At 34.4% G+C, this 25,161-nt stretch carries 19 protein-coding genes and 1 other annotated feature; of the genes, 10 read left to right on the plus strand and 9 right to left on the minus strand.

The genetic code is table 11. The annotated features are described in order from the left end of the window. The 8 genes from ACY191_RS01390 to rpmH form a co-directional block, all read right to left on the minus strand. Positions 1–357, minus strand: coding sequence for a hypothetical protein (locus ACY191_RS01390; protein ID WP_042737784.1), 357 nt, complete (start codon positions 355–357; stop codon positions 1–3). An 836-nt stretch (positions 358–1,193) separates the two neighbouring features. Next, the gene (locus tag ACY191_RS01395) at positions 1,194–2,654 is read right to left on the minus strand and encodes a carbon starvation CstA family protein (protein WP_229366754.1); all 1,461 of its coding nucleotides are present in this window, start codon (positions 2,652–2,654) and stop codon (positions 1,194–1,196) included. Between the two features lie 465 nt (positions 2,655–3,119). After that, positions 3,120–3,959 carry a nucleoid occlusion protein gene (gene noc / locus ACY191_RS01400; RefSeq protein WP_042737787.1) on the minus strand — a complete coding sequence of 280 codons (840 nt, stop codon included), beginning with the start codon at positions 3,957–3,959 and terminating at the stop codon, positions 3,120–3,122. Positions 3,960–4,000: 41 nt separating this feature from the next. After that, the gene (gene rsmG / locus ACY191_RS01405) at positions 4,001–4,720 is read right to left on the minus strand and encodes a 16S rRNA (guanine(527)-N(7))-methyltransferase RsmG (protein WP_042737788.1); all 720 of its coding nucleotides are present in this window, start codon (positions 4,718–4,720) and stop codon (positions 4,001–4,003) included. A 1-nt stretch (position 4,721) separates the two neighbouring features. Continuing rightward, positions 4,722–6,599, minus strand: a complete 1,878-nt coding sequence (gene mnmG / locus ACY191_RS01410) for a tRNA uridine-5-carboxymethylaminomethyl(34) synthesis enzyme MnmG (RefSeq protein ID WP_042737789.1) — start codon at positions 6,597–6,599, stop codon at positions 4,722–4,724. A gap of 16 nt (positions 6,600–6,615) precedes the next feature. Then, positions 6,616–7,995, minus strand: coding sequence for a tRNA uridine-5-carboxymethylaminomethyl(34) synthesis GTPase MnmE (mnmE, locus tag ACY191_RS01415; RefSeq protein WP_107527087.1), 1,380 nt, complete (start codon positions 7,993–7,995; stop codon positions 6,616–6,618). 193 nt (positions 7,996–8,188) lie between these two features. Next, positions 8,189–8,533, minus strand: a complete 345-nt coding sequence (gene rnpA / locus ACY191_RS01420) for a ribonuclease P protein component (protein ID WP_042737790.1) — start codon at positions 8,531–8,533, stop codon at positions 8,189–8,191. 148 nt (positions 8,534–8,681) lie between these two features. Then, on the minus strand, positions 8,682–8,819 hold the full coding sequence (rpmH, locus tag ACY191_RS01425; RefSeq protein WP_000240855.1) for a 50S ribosomal protein L34: 138 nt from the start codon (positions 8,817–8,819) through the stop codon (positions 8,682–8,684). Between the two features lie 730 nt (positions 8,820–9,549). On the opposite strand from rpmH, the gene dnaA reads away from it, so the two are divergent. The 6 genes from dnaA to gyrA all read left to right on the plus strand — a co-directional run bounded on the left by dnaA (position 9,550) and on the right by gyrA (position 18,826). Then, positions 9,550–10,920: a chromosomal replication initiator protein DnaA gene (gene dnaA, locus ACY191_RS01430; protein ID WP_042737791.1), complete on the plus strand. Its 1,371-nt coding sequence runs from the start codon at positions 9,550–9,552 to the stop codon at positions 10,918–10,920. A 241-nt stretch (positions 10,921–11,161) separates the two neighbouring features. Beyond that, positions 11,162–12,295 (plus strand): DNA polymerase III subunit beta, encoded by a 1,134-nt coding sequence (gene dnaN, locus ACY191_RS01435; protein ID WP_082039157.1) that lies wholly within the window; start codon positions 11,162–11,164, stop codon positions 12,293–12,295. A gap of 518 nt (positions 12,296–12,813) precedes the next feature. Beyond that, complete coding sequence (yaaA, locus tag ACY191_RS01440) at positions 12,814–13,047, plus strand: S4 domain-containing protein YaaA (protein WP_182475075.1); 234 nt, start codon at positions 12,814–12,816, stop codon at positions 13,045–13,047. After that, a complete protein-coding gene (recF, locus tag ACY191_RS01445; protein WP_042737793.1) occupies positions 13,044–14,159 on the plus strand; it encodes a DNA replication/repair protein RecF in 1,116 nt (371 codons plus the stop codon). The genes yaaA and recF overlap by 4 nt, the downstream gene beginning before the upstream one ends. 12 nt (positions 14,160–14,171) lie before the next feature. Next, positions 14,172–16,103, plus strand: coding sequence for a DNA topoisomerase (ATP-hydrolyzing) subunit B (gyrB, locus tag ACY191_RS01450; protein WP_182475074.1), 1,932 nt, complete (start codon positions 14,172–14,174; stop codon positions 16,101–16,103). Positions 16,104–16,138: 35 nt separating this feature from the next. Next, a complete protein-coding gene (gyrA, locus tag ACY191_RS01455) occupies positions 16,139–18,826 on the plus strand; it encodes a DNA gyrase subunit A (RefSeq protein WP_042737795.1) in 2,688 nt (895 codons plus the stop codon). 449 nt (positions 18,827–19,275) lie between these two features. Here gyrA and ACY191_RS01460 read toward each other — a convergent pair whose 3' ends face one another. Then, positions 19,276–20,088 carry an NAD(P)H-hydrate dehydratase gene (locus ACY191_RS01460; RefSeq protein ID WP_042737796.1) on the minus strand — a complete coding sequence of 271 codons (813 nt, stop codon included), beginning with the start codon at positions 20,086–20,088 and terminating at the stop codon, positions 19,276–19,278. A 390-nt stretch (positions 20,089–20,478) separates the two neighbouring features. On the opposite strand from ACY191_RS01460, the gene hutH reads away from it, so the two are divergent. From hutH to ACY191_RS01480, 4 genes are all read left to right on the plus strand, one after another. Beyond that, complete coding sequence (gene hutH / locus ACY191_RS01465) at positions 20,479–21,981, plus strand: histidine ammonia-lyase (RefSeq protein ID WP_042737797.1); 1,503 nt, start codon at positions 20,479–20,481, stop codon at positions 21,979–21,981. 69 nt (positions 21,982–22,050) lie between these two features. Next, positions 22,051–22,248 (plus strand) — a binding site (T-box leader). Positions 22,249–22,316: 68 nt separating this feature from the next. Then, positions 22,317–23,600, plus strand: coding sequence for a serine--tRNA ligase (serS, locus tag ACY191_RS01470; protein ID WP_042737798.1), 1,284 nt, complete (start codon positions 22,317–22,319; stop codon positions 23,598–23,600). Positions 23,601–24,104: 504 nt separating this feature from the next. Beyond that, entirely contained in the window at positions 24,105–24,800 is a 696-nt protein-coding gene (locus ACY191_RS01475) for an AzlC family ABC transporter permease (RefSeq protein ID WP_042737799.1), read from the plus strand. Next, positions 24,797–25,126, plus strand: coding sequence for an AzlD domain-containing protein (locus tag ACY191_RS01480; protein ID WP_042737800.1), 330 nt, complete (start codon positions 24,797–24,799; stop codon positions 25,124–25,126). Before ACY191_RS01475 ends, ACY191_RS01480 begins: the two co-directional genes overlap by 4 nt. The last annotated feature ends 35 nt before the right edge of the window (positions 25,127–25,161 follow it).

A 25,161-nucleotide genomic window follows, 5' to 3' on the forward strand; every position in this document is an offset into this window, starting at 1 on the left:
TTATTCATTTGTTAAAATGTGATTTTTCGCTTCTTTAGAATCTAACAGACTTAAATTTTCAGTGGCTGTTTTTAAAGCATCGAGTGAATCTTCAAAGTAGACAAATGTTGCTTGATAAATATCATTACCTGCATCAGTTAATGTAGCTCTTGTATTCGCTTCTCCTAATTGAGCCATCACTGATTTCGCTGATTTAACGTAAGTTGACAGTGCTGATAATGTTAATTTTTCACTTTGTGCTATACAAAAATAACGTTCTGCTTTATTACTTTTTTCAATACGTTTCAAATAATGCGCGTTAATTGCCTGCACTTCATATTTATCATTTTCTATAATACTTGTTGTAGCTTTTAACATATTTAAACCTCTGCTTTCATAATTAAGGTATTAAGTCTGATATAGTATGAGCAGTACATTGAATGATATATTCATGAATATTTAAGGAATGACTGATATACCAGTTTGAATTTTTGTATCTTGATTTTACGTTATTTGATTAAATTACACTTCTATTTGTTTTATAAAAGACGTTATTTGAACATTTCAGTTTAAATCATATATATTAAATTTTATTTTCTAGTTAAATTATTCCTTTAAATATTTACTATTTCCACTTAATCACTTACGATTCAACATCATAACAAGTTTTATAATAAAAATCACGAATTTTCCCTCATAAAAATAATATACAATGAAATTGTAATTTTTTAGAAATTACTACGTAATACATCTGTAAAAAACTTTAATAATATACTTTCAGTAACTGATTACACAATTATATTTTTTGATTATCACTTAAAATTTGATCCATCATCTCTTAAGTTACAGCTTAACAAAAGCGAATACGAATGGCGTTATAACATTCTAGCCATCGTAAAACTATTCCTAGAATAGGCTAATGTTTTTCGTGAAACATCAACCTTGTTACTTCATTACTAAAAAATCCTCAATATATTGCAGCTATAAATCATGCTTTGTCGTATTTGATTTGGCTAAACATAAAAGTTAATAGTTGGTAGTTTTAACTTTTCCTATACATCTTGTTCTATTTGCATCTGTCTTTAACTATAAAGATATGTATTTATCGGTGCTTTAACTAAAACATCGTTTCACAAGACAAAAGACAACTGCTTTGCAATTAGCAATTGTCCTTCATCTTTCGATAATATTATTTATGCCACACAAATATTAATTTATGAGACAATTTGTTGTTGTGTTTGAATCGGATGATCAAGTTCAAATTGGCCTTCTGAAGCTGTCATTTTTCTATATTGGTAAATGAAATACGCAATCCAAATTGCAGTTAGTACAAAACCTATAACATAACTCATGTTAAGATCTAAGCCTAGACCTATTTTTTGGCTCAAAATATATACAAATATATTCCAAGTCATAAATACAGCAGGAATCGCTGCAACCCAGAAGTTCTTCTTAGCTATAAGTAAATACATTGCTCCTACCCATAAGGCAATGACAGCAGTCGTCTGATTAGCCCAAGAGAAATATCGCCATAAGATTGTGAAATCAACTTGTGTTAATGCAAAGCTAATTATAAATAATGGTGCAGAAATTATAATACGTTTTAGTAAACTACTCTGACTATAATTCAAATAATCTGCAATAATCATACGTGCACTTCTAAAGGAAGTGTCTCCACTCGTAATTGGTAAAATGATAACACCTAATACAGCAATCGTGCCAAGCACTGAGCCTAATAACAGATGCGAAGCCTTACTTACGACTAAAGCTGCCTCACCTTTAGCTAACACTTCATTCAATCCATCATAACCATTGAATAAACTCATACCTGCTGCAGCCCAAATCATCGCAATAATACCTTCTGCAATCATCATCCCATAGAATATAAAGCGACCATTCTTTTCTTTATTCGTAGTTCTCGAAATAATAGGTGTTTGTGTAGCATGAAATCCTGATAATGCACCACAAGTAATTGTAAAGAATAACAATGGGAAGATTGGTGCACCATCTGGATGCATATTTTGTAAATTAAGTTCTGGTATTGGCGCTCCTGTTTGAATTAGTCGGAAACCAACCCCCACTGCACTAATTAATAAAAGTGCACCAAATATTGGATAAATACGCCCTATAATTTTATCAATTGGTAAAATTGTAGATAGAATATAATAAACAAATATTGCAAAAATGATTATACCTAATGCAATACGTCCATCCATTAAATTATGTAATAATAATGCTGGACTCGTAACAAATACAGTACCCGTTAACAATAATAATAAAATAGAAAAGATATTAACAAAGTGTTTCATCACTTGACCTAGAAATTTCCCAGCCAATTCAGGAAGATGTGCACCTTTATTTCTAATAGATATCATGCCAGTTAAATAATCATGCACAGCACCAGCGAATATACAACCTACAACAATCCAGATAAATGCGACTGGTCCATACAATGCCCCCATAATTGGACCAAATATTGGCCCTACACCCGCAATATTTAATAATTGTATCAATGAATTAGAAGAAGTTTTCATTGGTACATAATCCACATTATCCCTTTGGTCATATGCTGGCGTTGGTCGGTCCTCTTTAGGTCTAAACATTTTGTCAATATATTTACCATAAGTAAAATAACCTACAACCAGTAAAATGATAGCTACGATAAACGTAATCATTAAACTCCCCCTTTAATATGTAAGCGTTTTCTTAATTTAATCATAGTTTGTATTATTACACAATAGCCTTATTTTATTTTCCAGGGAATAATTAAATTTGTAGTATTTTGATTATTTAAATGCTTATTTTACCAATAAAAAGTGCAATGATATTACTAGTTAAAATTACTATGCAAGAATAATGGTTAATGAGTATGTCCTGGAATCACATCATGCTTTAGCTATAAACAATTTGATTCAAAGTGTTTTTAATATGCATTTAGATATTGATACGAAGAACGTTGGTAAGACTCCTGAGGGAACAGGACAAGCTGAAGACTACAGGCTGAAGCTGTCCCCTAGGAAAGCGAGCCAACAATACGAATAAGTAAAAAATAGCCCTCAGATAAATTGAATTCATCTGAGAGCTATTTTTCTGGAATTTGTATCCCAAACTTTTGCTAACATTTTACTATTTGAATTGTACTAACGCTTATATAACTTAATCTTGATTTCGTAATAATCTTCATGATCTTTTGTTTGATGTTCAACTTGAATACCACTTTGTTCAATAGACTCGATACTCTTGCCAACAGTCTCACGTGCGTCAGTTAAATCTTTAGCAAACTCAAAGCGTTGCGCTTTCACCTTTACTGGACCAACCTTTTGTTTCACACGTGCTTCAGTTTGTTTAACATTTAATTTTTGGCTAATAATTGTCTCTACTAAGATTTCTTGATCTTCCTCTGATAAACTTAGTAATGCACGGGCATGACGTTCCGTAATTTTTCCTTCTCTTAAACGTTCAATTACCTTTGGCGCAAGCTTTAACAAACGTAATTTATTAGCAATAAAGCTCTGACTTTTACCAACACTTTTAGCTAATTCACTTTGTGTTGTATCGCCAATTTCTAGCAGCTTTTTATATGCTTCCGCTTCTTCAATAACTGATAAATTTTCACGTTGAATATTTTCAATCAATGCAACAACTGCTGTTTCTTCATCATCTAAAAATCTAATGATTACGTCAGCATGTGTCTTGCCAATGCTTTGTAAAGCTCTAAATCGACGCTCGCCTGCAATAATTTCAAACATTTCTTCCTCAATTGGACGTACGACAATCGGTTGCAACAAACCATGTTCTTCTATAGATTCTGCGAGTTCTTTAATCTTATTTGGCTCAAATACTTGTCTTGGTTGATAACGGTTTGGCACAATGCGCTCAATATGAATAGATTCAACGTTATTATTATAATCTTCTTCAATATAACCAACTATGTCATCTTTATTTTTTAAACCAAATAATTTAGAAAAAGGTTTCTTCATAATTTATGCGCTCCCTCTAAATTAATTGTTATTAACTGTTATTACTTTTCTAGTAATGGTGACTTATTTGGCGTACCAGGTTTTCTTGGATATTTTTTTGGCGTTTGACTTCTTTTTTCAATGATCATCATCTGTCTATCACCAGCATCCTCAGGTAATTCATATGAAATTGTGTCTATGACCTTTCCACCGAACACACCGATTCCAAAAGCAGCTTCTTCTAACTCTTCGTCACCTTTAGCTGATTTCAATGCGATGAATTGACCACCCTTTTTCACTAACGGTATACATAATTCACTTAATACTGAAAGTCTAGCAACCGCTCTTGCTGTTACGATATCATAAGACTCCCTGTAGACTCCTTTACCAAATGTTTCCGCCCTATCATGTACAAAACTAACATCTTGTAATCCTAAGGCATCTGCTAATTGATTAAGAAATTGAATACGTTTATTGAGTGAATCTACTATTGTTACCTTTAAGTTTGGAAAAATAATTTTTAACGGGATACTTGGGAAACCGGCGCCAGCACCTACATCACATAATGACATTGATTGCGAAAAATCCGCATAAAAACTCGGTGCAATCGAATCATAAAAGTGCTTTAAATATACTTCGTGTTCCTCTGTAATGCTCGTTAAATTCATTTTTTCGTTCCATTCGACAAGCATTTGATAGTACGTTTGAAACTGTTGCTGTTGTTGTTCCGAAAGTTCTATCCCATGTGTACTCAGTTGCTTAGTTAACCACTCTACGCCCATGTTAATTGTTCACCCTTTGAATTTTACCTTGTTCTAAGAAGACAAGTAAAATTGAAATATCAGCAGGATTCACACCAGAAATTCGTGATGCTTGTGCGATATTCAACGGTTTAACTTCTGCTAATTTTTCTCTAGCTTCTGTAGCTAAACTATCTACTTTACTATAATCTAAGTCTTCTGGAATTTTCTTTTCTTCCATGCGTTTTACTTTTTCAACTTGTTGTAATGACTTATTGATATAGCCTTCGTATTTCGTTTGAATTTCAACTTGTTCTTCAACATCTGCAGGTAGTTGATGTGATTCTTCAAGGATATCAAGAATTAAATCATATGTCATTTCAGGACGACGTAATAATTCTAAAGCTAAGATACCATCTTTCAGACGTGAACCACCTTGTGCTTCAATAATTGATTGTACATGTTCACTAGGTTTAACACGAATACCTTTAAGACGTTCTTGTTCATTACGAATCATTTCTCTCTTTTCATTAAAGCGTGCATAACGTTCTTCTGAAATCATACCAATTTCGTAACCTAAATCCGTCAATCTTAAGTCTGCATTATCATGTCTTAATAATAAACGATATTCTGCTCTAGATGTTAATAAACGATATGGTTCATTTGTACCTTTTGTAACAAGGTCATCGATAAGTACGCCAATATAGGCATCCGAACGGCTTAATATCACTTCTTCTTTTTGTTGAACTCGAGCAGCAGCATTAATGCCAGCCATTAAACCTTGACCTGCCGCTTCTTCATATCCTGATGTACCATTAATTTGACCAGCTGTGTATAAGTTTTTAATTTTTTTAGTTTCTAAAGTCGGCCATAATTGTGTAGGCACTAATGCATCATATTCAATTGCATAACCTGCACGCATCATATCTGCTTTCTCTAGGCCTGGAATTGTTTCCAACATTTGACGTTGAACATGTTCTGGTAAACTTGTTGATAAGCCTTGTACATATACCTCATTTGTATTACGTCCTTCAGGCTCTAAGAATAATTGATGACGTGGTTTATCATTGAAACGTACAAATTTATCTTCAATTGATGGACAGTATCTTGGACCTGTACCTTTAATCATACCTGAATACATAGCTGATAAATGTAAATTGTCATCAATCACTTGGTGTGTTTCACCATTAGTATATGTTAACCAACATGGTAATTGATCTAATATATATTCAGTAGTTTCAAAGCTAAATGCTCTTCCTACATCATCGCCTGGTTGGATTTCTGTTTTTGAGTAGTCGATCGTTTTTGCATTGACACGTGGAGGGGTACCTGTTTTAAAACGTACAACTTCAAACCCTAATGATCTTAAGTTATCTGCAAGAGAAATAGAAGGTAATTGATGGTTTGGACCACTTGAATATTTCATATTACCTAAGATAATTTCACCACGTAAGAAAGTACCTGTAGTAATAATTACAGCTTCCGCCCAATATTCAGTACCGATATTCGTACGTACACCTTTGATTACATCATCTTCAATAATCAAATCATCAACCATGCCTTGCATAATATCTAGGTTTTCTTCATCTTCAATTACTTTTTTCATTTCTTGTTGATATAATACTTTATCCGCTTGAGCACGTAATGCTCTTACCGCTGGACCTTTACCTGTATTCAGCATACGCATTTGGATGTGCGTTTTATCGATTGTTTTTGCCATTTGACCACCTAGCGCATCGATTTCACGTACAACGATACCTTTTGCTGGTCCACCTACAGATGGATTACATGGCATAAATGCAATATTATCTAAGTTAATTGTTAACATTAATGTTTTTGCACCGCGACGTGCTGAAGCAAGTCCAGCTTCTATTCCCGCATGTCCAGCTCCAATTACTATTACGTCATATTTTTGAGCCATAATTGTTCCTCCTTAATTATTTTCCTAAACAGAATTGGCTAAACAGTTGGTCGATTAATTCATCGCTTGCTGACTCACCAATAATTTCACCTAATAATTCCCATGTTCTTGTCAAATCAATTTGTACCATATCCATTGGTACTCCAGATTCCGCAGCATCTATAGCATCTTGAATTGAATTTCTAGCTTGCTTTAATAATGAGATATGTCTGGAATTTGAAACGTATGTCATATCTTGATTTTGAACATCTCCACCAAAGAATAAATCTCTAATTTGTAATTCTAATTGATCGATACCTTCTTGTTTCAACATTGAAGTTTGAATAAGTGGTGTATCTCCAATCATTGCTTTAACTTCTTCCATATCTAAACGTTGTTCCAAATCCATCTTATTAACGATGACAATTGCATCTTCATTCTTAATTACTTCATATAACTGTCGATCTTCCTCCGACAATGTTTCATTATAATTTAAGACAAATAAGATTAAATCCGCTTCACTCAGTGCCTTTCTAGAACGTTCGACACCGATACGCTCAACGATATCTTCTGTGTCACGAATCCCTGCCGTATCAACTAATCTTAATGGAACTCCTCTGACATTTACATACTCTTCTAACGTATCTCGTGTAGTTCCTGCAACTTCTGTCACAATCGCTTTGTTATCTTGTATCAGGTTATTAAGCATTGAAGACTTACCAACATTCGGTTTACCAACAATGACTGTAGACAAACCTTCTCTCATAATCTTACCTTGCGCACCAGTTTCTAATAGTTTATTAATTTCTTGTTTAATTTGCGTTGATTGCTCTAGTAAAAATTCTGTCGTCGCATCTTCTACGTCATCGTATTCTGGATAATCTATATTGACTTCGACTTGAGCAAGGATTTCGAGAATGGATTGACGCTGTCGCTTAATCATATCACTTAAACGACCCTCAATTTGATTCATTGCAACTTTAGATGCTCGATCGGTTTTAGAACGAATAAAGTCCATCACCGCTTCTGCTTGTGATAAATCAATGCGGCCATTTAAAAATGCACGTTTCGTATATTCACCAGGTTCAGCAATGCGTGCACCATATGTCATAGTTAATTCCAACACTCTATTAATTGTTAAAATACCGCCATGACAATTTATCTCTACGATATCTTCTCGTGTAAAGGTCTTTGGTCCCCTTAACACCGATACCATTACTTCCTCAACTACTTCATTTGATTCTGGATCTACGATATGACCATAATTTATCGTATGAGTAGCTACATCTTTAAGTGATTTCTGACCTTTATATAACTTATCTGCAATTGTTAATGCATCTGAACCAGATAAACGCACAATCCCTATTGCACCTTCACCCATTGGTGTTGAAATACTCGTAATCGTGTCTAAATCCATCATCCATCTCGCCTCCCTTACCAGTCTAGTTAAGTAAAAAATTTCATTATAATATTGTAATGATTTTCATGAAAAAAAGCGAACATATTGCTTAGTGATATATGGTTGGTTAGTCTTACGTTTGTCTGAACGAAGTCTTACTTCCGTCTAAAATAATCACTTTCTCTATATGCTCCCCTACCCTATCATGAAATTATATCTTTTTGTTAAAAACTTTAGCTATCTTTAAAACATGTTCCAAGCTTGATTGTATTTGTAATGTATCCATATCTTTTGCTGGGTGTCTCGCTATAACAATAATTTCAATTGGTATAAGATCTTCTTTATGCACTTTGAAATTTTCACGTATTGCTCGCTTGATTCTATTTCTAACAACGGCATTGCCAATCTTCTTCGAAACGCTAATACCCAGCCTAAAATGTGATAACTCTTTATTTACTTTGGTATAAACTACAAATTGTCTATTGGCTACTGATTTTCCCTTTTTATAAATAGCTTGAAAATCACTGTTTTTTTTAATTCTATATGCTTTTTCCACCAATGCATCACTCGCTTATCTTCTTCTGTAACATTTTGAACTAACTCAAATCAAACATTCCATTTAATATATTGACTAGCTACAGATATTAATGCGTATCTTACTTTATTTAAAACCTAAAAAAAAGACCACTGATGAGTCAGTGATCTTATGCTGATAAAACTTTACGGCCTTTACGACGACGACGCGCTAAAACTTTACGGCCATTTTTTGTGCTCATGCGCTTTCTGAAACCATGAACTTTACTATGTTTACGTTTATTTGGTTGATAAGTACGTTTTACCATGTAAAAACACCTCCATATTTATTCGGTTATCTAACAGTTATTATAGATAAATTGATATACGCTTCTGCTTTAAGTCTTGATTTAACTTTATAAATTCCTAGTCATAATTCAAGCAACTACTACAATATAACAAAATATATTTTATAAAGCAAGCACGAATTTAATTGCAGTATGAGCAGTTATTGTTCTGTTTCTCCTATTATATGGAAGTTTTTTATCATGCTTATAGATGCAGCTTACATAAAAATACCGACATTACAGTAATTTATCCTTAATACATCACTCCGCAAACGATTAGTTTGACCATTATACATTTTTCATACAGTATTTATAAATTATTTCCCAAGCCCACAAGATGCTTATTTTCTGTTATACTATTTCTTTCGCAAAGTTATCCACTTATACACAGTACAAATCGTTCTTACTGTGGATAATTTATAGGTCATTCACAAGTTTTTAGATAGTTTAATAACAAATTCACAGCTATTTGACAGAGGTTGATGTTAAAAAGTATAATTATGTGGATAAGTCATGTAGTTATTGATACATCAAGGGTTTGATTTATTAAATTATATACAAAATGTTGTGGATATATTTATCATCATACATAGTTATCCACTGATTGTGATTAACTTGTGGATAATTATCAACACCTTGTGATTTAGTTTATCCACTGCACTGATTTTTGTGTATAACTTTTAAAATTTACTATATATGGAGTTTGTTAATTATGTCAGAACATGAAATTTGGGAAAAAGTCCTTACCTTGGCTCAAGAAAAAGTAAGTTATCCTAGCTATCAAACTTTTCTAAAAGATACCAAACTGCATTCATTAGAAAATGATGAGGCGGTCATTGTTATCGATGATCCATTTGTAGCCAATTGGTTAAAATCGCATTATGTTGAGATTATTCAAACCGCATTATATGAGGCAATTGGTCATGAAATTATGCCAGTATTTTATTCAGAAGACGAATTAGCAAATATGCAATCCGGTTCTTCTGAACAAAATTCAAATCAATCGCATCAACCTAAAGACACATATGAATCTGGTGTTGATGAAGCAAGAATTGGCGATGAACAATTTAATATGCATAATACTTTTGAAACATTTGTCATAGGTCCGGGCAATAGATTTCCACACGCTGCAAGTTTGGCTGTTGCAGAAGCACCAGCACAAGCATACAACCCACTATTTATCTATGGTGGCGTAGGATTAGGAAAGACACATCTAATGCATGCCATTGGTCATTATGTGTTAGCCAATAATCCAGATGCGAAGGTCATTTACACATCTAGTGAAAAATTCACGAACGAATTTATTAAATCGATACGTGATAACAAAACAGAACAATTTAGAGAGAAATACCGTAATATCGATGTTTTGCTAATTGATGATATTCAATTCATACAAAATAAAGAGCAAACACAAGAAGAATTTTTCCATACATTCAATGAATTACATCAAGCGAATAAGCAGATCGTCATTTCTAGTGATAGACCACCTAAAGAAATTGCTAAATTAGAGGATCGCTTGCGTTCACGCTTTGAATGGGGCTTAATCGTTGATATTACACCACCAGATTATGAAACTCGAATGGCGATTTTGCATAAAAAAATCGAAGAAGAAAACTTAAATATTCCATCAGAAGCATTAACTTATATAGCTAATCAAATTCAATCGAATATTCGTGAATTAGAAGGGGCATTAACGCGTGTACTAGCCTTTTCTAAATTACAGGGACAACCGATTACGACTGAATTAACGGCTGCTGCACTAAAAGATATTATTCAAGCACCAAAATCAAAAAAAATTACAATTCAAGATATACAAAAAATCGTTGGCCAATACTATAGTGTGAAAATCGAAGACTTTAGTGCTAAGAAACGTACCAAGTCAATCGCATACCCACGCCAAATTGCAATGTATTTGTCGCGTGAGTTGACTGATTTCTCACTACCGAAAATTGGAGAGGAATTTGGAGGTCGTGATCATACTACGGTAATTCATGCACATGAAAAGATACTCAAAGATATTAATAATGATCCGACGTTTAAACAAGAAGTAGAAAATCTTGAAAAAGAAATTAGAAATCAATAAAAAAGCTGTAATATAACAGATTAATTATGTGAATTTGAGGAATAACGTTAATAACAGACATTTTTTAAAATGTGGATAATGTGCAAAAGTAATACACACTACACACAAGTTATCCACAATAGCTAAACGATGTCACCATTGAAAAAATTTCGGTTATCCACTAATTCACAAGCCCTACTACTATTACTACGGTTTTAAAACCTATATAATTTATTTATAAACGACTGGAAGGAGTTTAAAAATGATGGAATTCACAATTAGAAGAGATTATTTTATTAATCAATTAAATGACACACTTAAAGCCATCTCACCAAGAACTACATTACCTATCTTAACTGGTATAAAAATTGACGCTAAAGATAACGAAGTAATACTTACTGGATCTGATTCAGAAATTTCAATTGAGATTACAATCCCTAAACAAGTTGACGGAGAAGATATTGTTGAAATTTCAGAAACTGGATCTGTTGTACTTCCTGGTCGTTTCTTCGTAGACATTATTAAAAAATTACCAGGTAAGGAAGTTAAACTTTCTACAAATGAACAATTCCAAACATTAATTACATCTGGTCATTCAGAATTTAATTTAAGTGGATTAGATCCTGACCAATATCCATTACTACCACAAGTATCAAGAGATGATGCAATTCAATTATCAGTAAAAGTGCTTAAAAACGTGATAGCACAAACAAATTTCGCAGTGTCCACGTCAGAAACACGCCCAGTACTTACTGGTGTGAACTGGCTTATACAAGAAAATGAATTAATATGCACAGCTACCGATTCACATCGCTTAGCCGTGAGAAAAGTCGCATTGGAAGATAGTTCAGAAAATAAAAATGTCATTATTCCAGGTAAAGCATTATCAGAACTAAATAAAATTATGACTGATAGTGAAGAAGACATTGATATCTTCTTTGCTTCAAACCAAGTATTATTCAAAGTTGGAAATGTAAACTTTATTTCACGTTTATTAGAGGGGCATTATCCAGATACATCACGTTTATTCCCTGAAAACTATGAATTCAAGTTAGGTATTAATAACGGTGACTTCTATCATGCTATTGATCGTGCTTCGTTATTGGCACGTGAAGGCGGTAATAACGTTATTAAATTAAGCACAGGAAATGAACTTGTAGAACTTTCTTCAACTTCACCTGAAATTGGTACAGTTAAAGAAGAAGTAAGTGCAAACAATGTTGAAGGTGGTAATCTGAAGATTTCATTCAACTCTAAGTACATGATGGATGCATTAAAAGCAATCGATAATGACGATGTTGAAATAGAATTCTTTGGGACAATGAAACCATTTATTCTAAAACCAAAAGAAGACGATTCTGTGACACAATTAATTTTACCAATCAGAACGTATTAAATTTGAGCATAAAATTATAAGTAGTATCCAAACAGATCTAGACGGAAAATGTCTAGGTCTGTTTTTTGTGTAAATTAGATTTGAAACTGTGAATGATAAAAGAATAAGTTGTTATTTATTGAGAGGATATATTTTAAAAGCAATTTAAAGGGTATGTGAGTTATTTTCAAAATAAAATGGATAAATCATACCTAATTATTAAAATGAAGCTAAAAACATGCTTAAAATGCCTCTATGAATTGGTGAATTATTACAAGTGAATACTCGCTATAAAAACGAGACAATTTTAAATTAAATAATTAGCATTTTGAAATAAATAGTATTTATAAAGAAAATGAATAAACTGACTTAAAATTTGTTATAATATTAAGTGTAAAACAATCGAGATAAGCACATTTCGAAAGCAGATGCTGAAAATAGTTAAAATATATTGAAAGAAAGCGATTTCCAACTGTATTTTGCATGAAATTTAGCGCTAAAAAATGTATAATATATTAATGAGCTTATAAAGAAATGGAGTGGTTGATTTGGTTGAAGAAGTAATTGTTGATGGTGACATCACATTAGGACAATTTCTAAAGACAGAAGGTATTATCGAATCTGGAGGCCAAGCAAAATGGTTCTTACAAGATTTTGAAGTCATGATAAATGGCGAACGTGAAACACGTCGAGGTAAAAAACTAAATCATCGAGATAGCCTAGAGATACCTGAAGTCGGTTCGTTTTTAATCATTCAACAAGGTGAAGAATGAAATTAAAGACGCTTCAGCTAGAGCATTATCGAAACTATGAGTCCATTTCTATAGAATGTCATCCTGAAGTCAATATCTTAATTGGTGAGAATGCGCAGGGCAAGACGAATCTACTAGAATCTATTTATACACTTGCACTAGCTAAGAGTCACCGTACATCAAATGATAAGGAACTCATACGTTTTGACAATGACTATGCTAAAATAGAGGGTGAACTCAGCTATAGATATGGCGATATGCCATTGACGATGTACATCACCAAAAAAGGCAAACAAGTAAAAATCAATCACTTAGAACAAAGTAGACTAACTCAGTATATTGGTCATTTAAACGTTGTATTATTTGCGCCAGAAGACTTAAATATTGTTAAAGGTTCGCCTCAAGTGAGACGTAGATTTATCGATATGGAATTGGGGCAAATTTCTGCAGTGTATCTCAATGATTTGTCGCAATATCAACGTATCTTAAAGCAAAAGAATAACTATCTTAAGCAGTTGCAATATGGACAAAAGACAGACACTACTATGCTAGAGGTCTTAAATCAACAGTTTGCGGAATATGCGCTGAAAGTAACTGAGCGTCGTAAGCATTTTATACGAGAGTTAGAATCATTGGCTAAACCGATTCATTCGGGAATCACAGATGAACGTGAAACGTTGTCTTTAAAGTATTTACCTAGTATAAAGTTGGATGAAGACGACAGAAGCGATTCGGAACGTCTAGAGGAAGTCTTAACATTGCTTAACGACAACATGGAACGTGAGAAAGATAGAGGTGTCTGTTTATACGGTCCACATCGTGATGACCTTGGCTTTGATGTCAACGGTATGGATGCACAGACATATGGTTCGCAAGGTCAACAAAGAACGACTGCCTTATCGATTAAATTAGCAGAAATAGAGTTGATGAATATCGAAGTAGGTGAGTATCCAATTCTATTGCTAGACGATGTTTTGAGTGAGTTAGATGATTCGCGTCAAACGCACTTATTAAGCACGATACAACATAAGGTTCAAACATTTGTAACGACAACATCAGTCGATGGAATAGATCATGAAATTATGAAGAACGCTAAACTTTATCGCATAAATCAAGGCGAAATTATAAAGTAACAGAAAGTGAAGGTGGAAGCATTGTCAGATGTGAATAACACGGAAGATTATGGTGCTGGACAGATTCAAGTATTAGAAGGACTCGAAGCGGTCCGTAAACGACCTGGTATGTATATCGGTTCTACTTCTGAAAAGGGCCTACACCATTTAGTGTGGGAAATCGTTGATAATAGTATCGATGAGGCGCTTGCCGGATATGCAGACAAGATTGAGGTTATCATCGAAAAGGATAACTGGATAAGAGTTACCGATAATGGTCGTGGTATCCCCGTAGGTATGCACGAAAAGATGGGGCGTCCAGCGGTTGAAGTTATCTTAACAGTACTTCATGCTGGTGGTAAATTTGGTGGAGGCGGATATAAAGTCTCTGGTGGATTACACGGTGTAGGTTCGTCTGTAGTAAACGCATTGTCTGAAGATCTTGAAGTTTATGTACATAAAGACGAAAAGATTTATCATCAAGCATATAAAAAAGGTGCGCCACAATTCGACTTGAAAGTGATTGGCGAAACAGATGAGAATACAGGTACTGAAATACGCTTTAAAGCAGACCCAGAAATCTTCACTGAAACGACGACTTATAATTACGAAACATTACAACAACGTATTAGAGAGCTTGCTTTCTTAAATAAAGGTATTACGATTGTGCTCAGAGATGAGCGTGAAGAAGAAGTAAGAGAAGATAGTTATCACTATGATGGTGGTATTAAATCTTACGTTGAAATGCTAAATGAAAACAAAGAACCACTTCATGAAGAACCTATCTATGTTCATCAATCAAAGGATGATGTAGAAGTAGAAATCGCATTGCAATATAACAGTGGTTTTGCGACTAATTTATTAACTTATGCAAATAACATTCACACATATGAAGGTGGTACACACGAAGAAGGATTTAAACGTGCGTTATCACGTGTGTTAAATAGTTATGGGCTTAATAGCAAAGTGATGAAAGAAGATAAAGAACGTTTATCTGGTGAGGATACACGTGAAGGATTGACAGCAATTGTATCAATCAAGCACGGTGATCCACAATTTGAAGGGCAAACTAAGACGAAACTTGGTAACTCTGAAGTACGTCAAATTGTAGATAAGCTATTCTCTGAGTTATTCGAAAGATTCTTATATGAGCATCCACAAGTTGGACGTATCATCGTTGAGAAAGGAATTATGGCGTCTCGTGCACGACTTGCTGCTAAAAAAGCACGTGAAGTGACACGTCGTAAGTCGGCATTAGAGGTTTCAAGTTTACCAGGTAAACTTGCAGACTGTTCTAGTAAAGATCCTGAGCGCAGTGAAATCTTTATTGTTGAGGGTGACTCTGCTGGGGGGTCTACGAAATCAGGTCGTGACTCAGAAACTCAAGCAATCTTACCTTTACGAGGAAAGATATTAAATGTTGAGAAGGCACGTTTAGATCGTATCTTAAATAACAATGAAATACGCTCTATGATAACTGCATTTGGTACTGGAATTGGTGGAGAATTTGATTTGAGTAAAGCGCGTTATCATAAGATCATCATCATGACGGATGCAGACGTCGATGGGGCCCATATTAGAACGTTATTATTAACATTCTTCTATCGCTTTATGAGACCGTTATTAGAAGCGGGTTATGTTTATATTGCACAACCACCATTGTTTAAATTAACGCAAGGTAAACAAAAATATTATGTGTTTAATGACCGTGAATTAGAAAAACTTAAAGCAGAGTTAGATCCTAATCCAAAATGGTCTATTGCACGTTACAAAGGTCTTGGTGAGATGAACGCGGATCAATTGTGGGAAACTACAATGAATCCAGAAAACCGAGCGATGTTACAAGTATCATTAGAAGATGCGATTGACGCAGACCAAACATTTGAAATGTTAATGGGTGACGTTGTAGAGAATCGCAGACAGTTTATTGAAGATAACGCAGTTTATGCAAACTTAGATTTCTAAACCGATGAACTGAATTTTTGAAGGAGGATATCTTGATGGCTGAATTACCTGAATCAAGAATTAATGAACGGAATATTACGAATGAGATGCGCGAATCGTTTTTAGATTATGCGATGAGTGTTATCGTCTCACGTGCTTTACCAGATGTTAGAGATGGTTTAAAACCAGTACATCGTCGTATTTTATATGGATTGAATGAACAAGGTATGACACCTGACAAGTCATATAAGAAATCAGCACGTATTGTCGGAGATGTAATGGGTAAATATCACCCACATGGTGACTCATCTATTTACGAAGCAATGGTAAGAATGGCACAAGATTTCAGCTATCGATATCCTTTAGTTGATGGTCAAGGTAACTTTGGTTCGATGGATGGTGATGGCGCAGCGGCCATGCGTTATACGGAAGCACGTATGACGAAGATCACGTTAGAATTACTGAAAGATTTGAATAAGGATACAATCGACTTTATCGATAACTATGATGGTAACGAAAGAGAGCCGTCAGTCTTACCTGCTAGATTCCCTAACCTATTGGTCAATGGGGCATCAGGTATTGCGGTTGGTATGGCTACAAATATTCCACCACACAACCTTACAGAGGTTATCAATGGTATTTTAAGTTTAAGTTATAACTCAGATATCACAATTGCAGAATTAATGGAAGATATCCAAGGTCCTGATTTCCCTACTGCCGGTTTAATTATGGGTAAAAGTGGTATCCGCCGTGCATATGAAACAGGTCGTGGTTCAATACAAATGCGTGCACGTGCTGAAATTGAAGAGCGCGGTGGTGGTCGCCAACGTATCGTTGTTACAGAAATTCCTTATCAAGTAAACAAGGCAAGAATGATTGAAAAAATTGCTGAATTAGCACGTGATAAGAAAGTCGAAGGTATAACAGACTTACGTGATGAAACGAGTTTACGTACAGGCGTAAGAGTCGTTATTGATATTCGAAAAGATGCGAATGCGAGTGTTATTTTAAATAATTTATATAAACAAACGCCATTACAAACATCATTTGGTGTAAATATGATTGCGCTTGTAAAGGGTAGACCAAAGCTGATTAATTTGAAAGAAGCTTTAGTAGAGTACTTAGAGCATCAAAAAATCGTCGTTAGAAGACGTACAGAATATAATTTGAAAAAAGCACAAGACCGTGCCCATATCTTAGAAGGCTTACGAATTGCGTTAGATCATATCGATGAAATTATCACGACAATTCGTGAATCTGATACTGATAAAGTAGCTATGGCTAGCTTGCAAGAACGCTTTAAATTAACTGAAAGACAAGCGCAAGCAATACTTGATATGCGTTTGAGACGTTTAACTGGTTTAGAGCGAGACAAGATTGAAGAAGAGTATAATAACTTAATTGCATATATTAAAGAATTGGAAGAAATTCTTGCTGATGAAGAAAAGTTATTACAAATCGTTCGTGATGAACTTATTGAAGTACGTGAGAAATTCGGTGATGATCGTCGTACTGAAATACAATTAGGTGGTTTAGACAATATTGAGGATGAGGATTTAATTCCTGAAGAGCAAATTGTTATCACTTTAAGTCACAATAACTATATTAAACGTTTACCAGTTTCTACGTATAGAGCACAACATCGTGGAGGTAGAGGCGTCCAAGGTATGAATACGTTAGAAGAAGACTTCGTGAGTCAACTTGTGACATTAAGTACACATGATAACGTGTTATTCTTTACCAATAAAGGTCGCGTATACAAACTTAAAGGTTACGAGGTACCAGAGTTATCACGTCAATCTAAAGGTATCCCTGTTGTTAATGCGATAGAATTAGATAACGATGAGGCCATTAGTACAATGATTGCCGTTAAAGATTTAGAAAGTGAAGAAGATTACTTAGTATTTGCGACACGTAAAGGTATCGTTAAACGTTCAGCATTGAGTAATTTCTCTCATATTAACAAAAACGGTAAGATAGCTATCGGCTTCAAAGATGACGATGAACTGATTGCAGTTCGTTTAACTGATGGTGAAGATGATATTCTTATCGGTACATCACATGCGTCATTGATTCGCTTCCCAGAAAGCGCATTGCGTCCATTAGGTCGTACTGCAGCTGGTGTTAAAGGTATTACTTTAAGAGAAGGCGATCGCGTAGTAGGTTTAGATGTAGCGAAATCGGATAGTAATGATGAAATTTTAGTTGTTACGGAAAATGGTTACGGTAAACGTACACCAGTAAATGACTATCGTCTATCCAACCGTGGTGGTAAAGGTATCAAGACTGCAACAATCACAGAACGAAATGGTAATATCGTTTGTATTACAACAGTCAACGGTGAAGAAGACTTGATGGTTGTGACTAATTCAGGTGTAATCATCCGTATTGATGTTCAAGATATTTCTCAAAATGGTCGTGCTGCTCAAGGTGTAAGATTGATTAAATTGAGCGACGAACAATATGTATCAACAGTAGCTAAAGTCAGTGAAGATGACGAAGAACCTGCAGATACAGAAGCAACGACAGCTGAAGGTTCTGATGAAGCAACTGATGTAAGCTCAGAAGCAATGATTGAAGGAGACGCACCAGGTAATACAATTCATACAGAAGTAACAGACAATAGAGATGAATCCGTAGATGGTGAAGATGGCGAGCGTCAAGAATTAAGACAAGACTTTATGGATCGTGTCAATGAAGATATAGAGAACGCTGACAACGACAATAATGACGATACAGAATAACTAATTAAATAAAATAAAGATAGAAGGCAGTTTCCAGATTTGGGAACTGCCTTTTCTGTTGTTTGATGTAACAATAACAATAGCTGGAATATGTGATTAACCAGGTAGCAGATTATATTGGTTACACGAACAGTTTATACATATCTTAGATAAGAATAATTATGTGGAGCTAGGAAAAACATATAATACAATTAACTAATTAGAATGTGAATATGAAATAGCATCATACTGATTAAGTATAGAAAGTGGATTATGATTATAACGTTTTGTTTACAGTAGACAACAGTGTGAAAGGTTGATGACAAAGGTGTTAAAAGGCTGTTTATCAACGTTTTTAGAGGTGTTGGATTGTTTGGGTTTACATATGTAAATATAAAGTAGTAGCACTGATATTAATAAAAGGACCCATCATCATATGTTAGATGATAGGTCCTTGTATGTGGATTATATTAATTTTCTAATGATTTCATAACGCAAGGTATTTCACTGATTAGTCTTGAAGGTGGAACAACATACATCTTTTCTGATAATTGTTCTCCGATTAAACTATGCACATATGCAGCACTTGTTACCGCTTCTTCAATATCATTGAATTGTCCAACAAAGCTAGTAATCATACCTGCTAATGTATCACCCATACCACCAGTTGCCATAGCTGGTGTACCGATTGGTAATTTGTATTCATTTTGTTTAAAGTAAACTTCAGTGCCATGTTTCTTTAAGACGATTGTTGCTCCAATGCGATCAGCCGCTTCTCGATTACGCTCATAAGTTTGTTCTTCAATTGGAATGCCACTTAGACGTTCCCATTCCTTTTGATGCGGCGTGAAAATGACTCTACATGTTGGAATTTCTGGTTTCAATTTACTGAAGATTGTAATGGCATCTCCATCTACAATAAGCGTTTGGTGTGGTTGAATATTTTGTAATAGGAATGTGATAGCATTGTTTCCTTTGAAATCACAACCTAAACCAGGACCGATTAAGATACAATCCGTATTTTCGATCATTTTAGTTAACATCTTAGTATCATTGATATCAATAACCATTGCTTCTGGACAACGAGAATGTAATGCAGCATGATTGGTAGGATGTGTTGCTACCGTGATTAAACCACTGCCGCTATATACACAGGCACGTGCAGCTAACATGATTGCACCACCTAAATTCACATTACCACCTATTAAAAGAATCTTACCATAATCACCTTTATGTGTTTCATCTTTTCTTTTAGGAATGTTTACTGATGATAAAGTTTCCAAATTGAAACCTCCTTTTTGAGTTATATAGTCATTCAGATTATTTAATATAGATAACCCAATTAATTCACTAATTGGAAGGTTGTCATGTAGTTATTTTTTATATTCTTGCTACCCCACTTGTTCTTATAAAAAATATCGTCTAAGACCTAATTTTTAATTCCTTTTTATAAATACAATAGAGTATATTAAACCTGCTTTGCCCTTTAGTCAATAGTTAAAGTGATAAGAAAATGTTTGTTTACGATAAATTAATATTAAGTAAAACTTTACCCTATTAAATCAGTAATTTAATACCATATTACGGATATTTCAAAAGCTATTGTTTATAGAAAATTGTAAGCGTATACTCGTGTTAATTGTTATAGCACTTAAAATAAAGGAGATGGGAAAATGACATTACAATTAACTGGGGATACATTGACGATTTCGGATATTAAACAATTCTTAAGTGATGAAGATAAAGTTGAAGTGACAGCTGCAGCATATGAACGTGTTAAACAAAGCCGTGCAACTGTTGAAGATATAATCGCTAATAAAGAAACAATATATGGAATTACAACAGGTTTTGGATTGTTTAGTGATGTACGTATCGATGAAGGTGAATACAATCAACTTCAAGTAAATCTCATTCGTTCTCATGCTTGTGGTATTGGTAAACCATTTTCTGAAGAAGTTTCATTAGTGATGATGTTGTTGAGATTAAATACCTTATTAAAGGGGCATTCTGGAGCGACGGTCGATTTAATTGAACAACTCATATTTTATATCAATAATCGAATTATACCTGTCATTCCGCAACAAGGCTCACTTGGTGCTTCAGGAGATTTAGCACCACTATCTCATTTAGCTTTAGCACTTATCGGTGAAGGTAGTGTTTATTTCAATGGAGAGGAAGTAGACAGTCGGTACGTCTTAAATAAATTGAATCATCAATCGTTACAATTACAAGCTAAAGAAGGTTTAGCATTGATTAATGGGACTCAAGCGATGACTGCGCAAGGTGTAATCAGTTATATTGAAGCGGAAAGTTTAGCCTATCAATCTGAATGGATTGCTGCGTTTACACATCAGGCTTTAAACGGCATAGTAGATGCCTATAATGAGCATGTACATAAAGTTAGAAACTTCCAAGAACAAATGGAAGTAGCAGAGCGTATGTTAGACTGGCTAGAAGGCTCTGAATTGACAACACGTCAAGGTGAAATACGCGTGCAGGATGCCTATACTTTACGCTGTATTCCACAAATTCACGGAGCAAGTTTCCAAGTATTGAATTATGTTAAGGAAAAATTAGAATTTGAAATGAATGCTGCTAATGACAACCCACTTATCTTCGATGAAGGTGATGAAACACTTGTGATATCTGGGGGTAATTTTCATGGTCAGCCCGTAGCCTTCGCATTAGACTTCTTAAAGCTCGGAGTGAGCGAATTAGCTAATGTTTCAGAACGTCGTTTAGAACGCCTAGTCAATCCACAATTAAATAACGGATTGCCTGCTTTCTTAAGCCCTAAACCAGGATTGCAAAGTGGTGCTATGATTATGCAATATGCCGCTGCTAGTTTAGTCTCAGAAAATAAAACACTTGCCCATCCTGCTAGTGTTGACTCAATTCCCTCTTCTGCCAATCAAGAAGATCATGTATCTATGGGGACAATTGCTTCACGTCACGGATATCAAATTATTGAAAACGCAAGACGTGTCTTAGCAATTGAAGCAATTATCGGCTTGCAAGCAGTTGAGTATAAAGACATCGATAAACTGTCACCTAAAACGTATGATAAATTTCAAACTTTACGTCATATTTGTCCATCAATTACAGAAGATCGACAATTTCATAAAGATATTGAAGCAGTTGCACAATATTTACGTGATGCTGCATATAATGAATAAAATAAGTTGTTATAAATAAGCTCTCTCTTGAAAATAATAATGTTATTTGCTATATTTAAAACAACTTAATAAGATATTGTTCGTGGGACAAGTAGTATTAATATCGTGATTTCAGAGAGCTTGTGGTTAGTGAGAACAAGTAATCATATTTAATATGAATCTACCTACTTATATGTGAACAATCGGTTTTAGCCGTTATTTTAGTGAGAGCGCAGTCTATAATGACTGTTAAATAGGGTGGCAACGCGTCAAGACCACGTCCCTTGTAATTAGGGGATGTGGTCTTTTTTTGTTACTATCCAATAGATATAAATTTGATGAGAGGATGAAATCATATGTTAGATATAAAATTATTCCGTAGTGAACCTGATTTTGTTAAAGAAAAAGTTGTAAAACGTGGTATGGAAGAAAGTGTTGTGGATGATGTTTTAGAATTAGATGACAAACGTCGTCAACTTATTGCACAAGCTGAGGAAATGAAAGCTGAGCGTAATAAAGTCAGTGGTGAAATCGCGCAAAAGAAACGTAATAAAGAAGATGCAGATGATGCCATTGCTGCAATGCGTAAATTAGGTGATGAAATTAAGGTATTGGATGATACTTTAAACCAAGTTGATCAAGAATTAAATGATAAATTGTCACGCATTCCAAATGTAATTCAAGATGATGTACCTGAAGGTGCTTCAGATGAGGATAATGTTGAACTTAAACGTTGGGGAACACCTCGTGAATTTGACTTTGATGCAAAAGCACATTGGGATTTAGTAGAAGATTTAAAAATGGTTAACTTTGAACGTGCTGCAAAAGTATCAGGTGCACGTTTCGTATTTTTAACAGGTGAAGGTGCGCAACTAGAACGTGCGTTAATGAACTATATGGTCACAAAGCATACAACACAACATGGTTATACTGAAATGATGGTACCACAATTAGTAAATGCTGATTCAATGTATGGTACAGGTCAATTGCCTAAATTTGAAGAAGATTTATTTAAAGTTGAAAAGGAAGGTCTATACACAATTCCAACTGCGGAAGTACCATTAACGAACTACTACCGTAATGAAATTATTGCTCCAGATGAATTACCAGCGAAATTTACTGCACAGTCAGCATGTTACCGTAGTGAAGCAGGATCAGCAGGTAGAGACACACGTGGTCTAATTCGTTTGCATCAATTTGATAAAGTTGAAATGGTTCGCTTTGAAAAGCCAGAAGATTCATTTGATGCATTAGAGGAAATGACAACACATGCTGAAGCAATTCTCGAAGAATTAGGCTTACCATATCGTCGTGTAATCTTATGTACTGGAGACATTGGCTTTGGTTCAAGTAAGACATTTGATTTAGAAGTATGGTTACCAAGCTATAATGATTATAAAGAAATCAGTTCTTGTTCAAACATTACTGACTTCCAAGCAAGACGTGCGAATATTAGATTTAAACGAGATAAAAATGCTAAGCCAGAATTAGTACACACGTTAAATGGTAGTGGTTTAGCAGTAGGTAGAACCTTTGCTGCTATTGTCGAAAACTATCAAAATGAAGATGGTTCAGTAACTGTTCCAGAAGCTCTTGTTCCTTATATGGGTGGCAAGACTGTAATTAGACCAGTTAAATAATTAAAATGAAATAATAAATGAAGCGTCGGAGATGTACAGTTCTCTGACAAATGAAAAGGCAATTTCTTTTGAGATTGCCTTTTTATTTATCATGATTTATACAAATTGCGTTTTTTCAGTATGGTGATTTAGCAATAAGACATATCTACCTAACTATTAATTAGGTGAACCATATTAATACAAAATATTGAACAAATTTTTAGTCTAGTTAATTTTTAAAATACAGGAAGCAAGTAACTATCAAATTATCATAAGAGGGTAGGGGAGGTGTAACGATATAAAAAAGGTTAAAAATCAAATTAATAGTAGCGTTGTTAAACCTTTTTCTGCCAGGTGGTCTAAATTAATCTGAGTCTATAAAATAATTTAAAATTGCTGTAATAGCAACGTTTTTAGACTGTAGTTTGTCTTACGTAACACATACCGAAGTCTAAAAGATATGGTTGTTTTTAAATGTTTGTAATAGAATGTGAATATCAAAATACATCAACAAGGGGTGAGATGATGAAAGAACATATCACATTTAAACAAGGCGTTAAAGAATGTATCCCCACTTTGTTAGGCTATGCTGGTGTTGGATTATCATTTGGAATTGTCGCTGTAGCCTCTGGCTTTAGTATTCTTGAAATTATATTATTGTGCTTAGTGATTTACGCTGGTGCTGCTCAATTTATAATTTGTACATTAGTCATCTCAGGGACACCCATAACGGCTATTGTGCTTACAGCATTCATAGTTAACTCGAGAATGTTTTTATTAAGCATGACATTAGCCCCGAATTATAAAGATTATGGATTGTTAAATCGGTTAGGGCTTTCTTCGCTTATAACTGATGAGACATTTGGTGTAGCTATCACGCCACATTTAAAAGGTGAGAAGATAAATGATCGTTGGCTACACGGTTTAAATATTACAGCGTATTTATTTTGGACAGTGTCATCTGTTGCAGGTGCTATATTTGGCAAATACATACAACATCCGGATGCTTTAGGATTAGATTTTGCAATCACAGCAATGTTTATCTTTCTAGCGGTTTCTCAATTTGAAGCGGTAAAGCGCTCGCATATTAGAATTTACTTTGTCTTAATTATCTGTGTTGTGGCTATGATGTTATTGTTCAGTTTATTTATGCCGTCATACTTGGCGATTATTTTAGCTTCAGTTGTTGCGGCAATGCTTGGGGTGGTGATGGATAAATGACGATTTCTCTACATATGCTTATTATCATTTTGTTGTGTGGGTTAGTTACATGGTTAACAAGGGTTATCCCTTTTATATTAATCACGAAAATACAGTTGTCTGAAAAGGTCGTCAAATGGCTCTCATTTATTCCAATTACACTATTCACGGCATTAATTATAGATGGCGTTATAGAGCAACATGACAATGGACTTGGCTACACATTAAATTTCCCGTTTATTATAACGATGGTACCTACAATCTTAATTGCAGTTATCACACGTAGTCTAACCTTTACAATTATTGGAGGCATTTTAATAATGGCACTCTTAAGATGGCTATTTTAAATAATTCATTGATGTAAGAGTTAATATCCGTTAGA

This window comes from Staphylococcus sp. TCBT05, assembly GCF_055179755.1.